This window comes from Paracoccus aeridis (genome assembly GCF_004923205.2).
Classification (GTDB): Bacteria; Pseudomonadota; Alphaproteobacteria; order Rhodobacterales; family Rhodobacteraceae; genus Paracoccus; species Paracoccus aeridis.
Genome location: NZ_SELD02000014.1, coordinates 1 through 1138, shown reverse-complemented (window position 1 = coordinate 1138; position 1138 = coordinate 1). Strand labels below are relative to the sequence as shown.

The 1138-nt window shown below is 62.6% G+C and carries 1 protein-coding gene; it reads right to left on the bottom strand.

The window, feature by feature from the left end; genetic code table 11:
* Positions 1 to 1105 (bottom strand): IS3 family transposase gene (locus ELI80_RS05985; RefSeq protein WP_136650192.1). Its coding sequence is split into 2 segments (ribosomal slippage), with 1106 coding nucleotides annotated over them: positions 1 to 841 and positions 841 to 1105; the frame shifts between segments, so codons are not numbered across the junction. This gene is flagged as partial in the annotation.
* Between the last annotated feature and the right edge of the window lie 33 nt (positions 1106 to 1138).

The window sequence follows — 1138 nt, the reverse complement described above, 5'->3', positions numbered from 1 at the left end:
GCCGGCCACTGCAGGACCTCGGGAGTGGGAGGCCGGTAGCCCAAGGCTGAATGCGGGCGCTTGGTGTTGTAGTGCCGTCGCCAGTTCTCGATGACGATCTTTGCCTCGGCGAGACTGTAGAAGATCTCGCCCTCCAGCAGCTCGTCGCGGAGCTTGGAGTTGAAGCTCTCGCAGTAGCCGTTCTCCCAAGGTGACCCCGGCTCGATATAGGCCGTCCTGGCACCGACGGCAGCGATCCAGTTCCGCACCGCCGTGGCGATGAACTCGGGGCCGTTGTCAGACCTGATATGGCTGGGCACGCCACGAAGGATGAACTGATCCGACAGCACGTCGATGACATCTGTCGAGTTCAGCTTCCGGCTGACCCGGATTGTCAAACATTCCCGGGTGAACTCGTCGATCAGGTTGAGCATGCGGAACTTCCTTCCGTCATGGGTCCGGCTCTCGACGAAGTCGTAAGACCAGACGTGGTTCTGCCGCTCCGGCCGCAGACGGATGCACGACCCGTCGTTCAGCCAAAGCCTTCCTTTCTTCGGTTGCTTTTGCGGGACCTTCAGCCCCTCCCGCCGCCAGATCCGCTCGACCCGCTTCACGTTCACCGTCCAGCCGGCATTCCGAAGCAGGGCGGTAATGCGGCGGTAGCCGTAGCGCCCATACTGGGTGGCGAGCGCGATGATATCAGCGGTCAGCGCCTCTTCATCAGCCCGCCCGCGCGGCACTTTCCGCTGGGTGGAGCGATGCTGGCCGAGCACCCGGCAGGCCAGGCGTTCCGAAACGCAGAACTTCTGCCGGACATGGTCGATGCAACGGCGGCGGCGGGCGGGGCTTAGAAGTTTCCCGAGGCGGCCTCCTTGAGAATGAGCTTCTCCAGCGTCAGCTCGGACACCGCCTTGCGCAGCCGCTCGTTCTCCTTTTCGAGATGCTTCAACCGCTTGACCTGGTCGCTTTTCAGCCCGCCGAACTCCTTGCGCCACCGGTAGTAGGTGAACTGCGTCACGCCGATCGAACGCACCGCCTCGGCTACCGACTGGCCCTGCGACACCAACACGTCAACCTGCCGGAGCTTGGCGACGATCTCTTCGGGTTTGTGCTTCTTCTGGGGCATTCCATCGTCCTCCATATGGCTCAAAAGCCTACT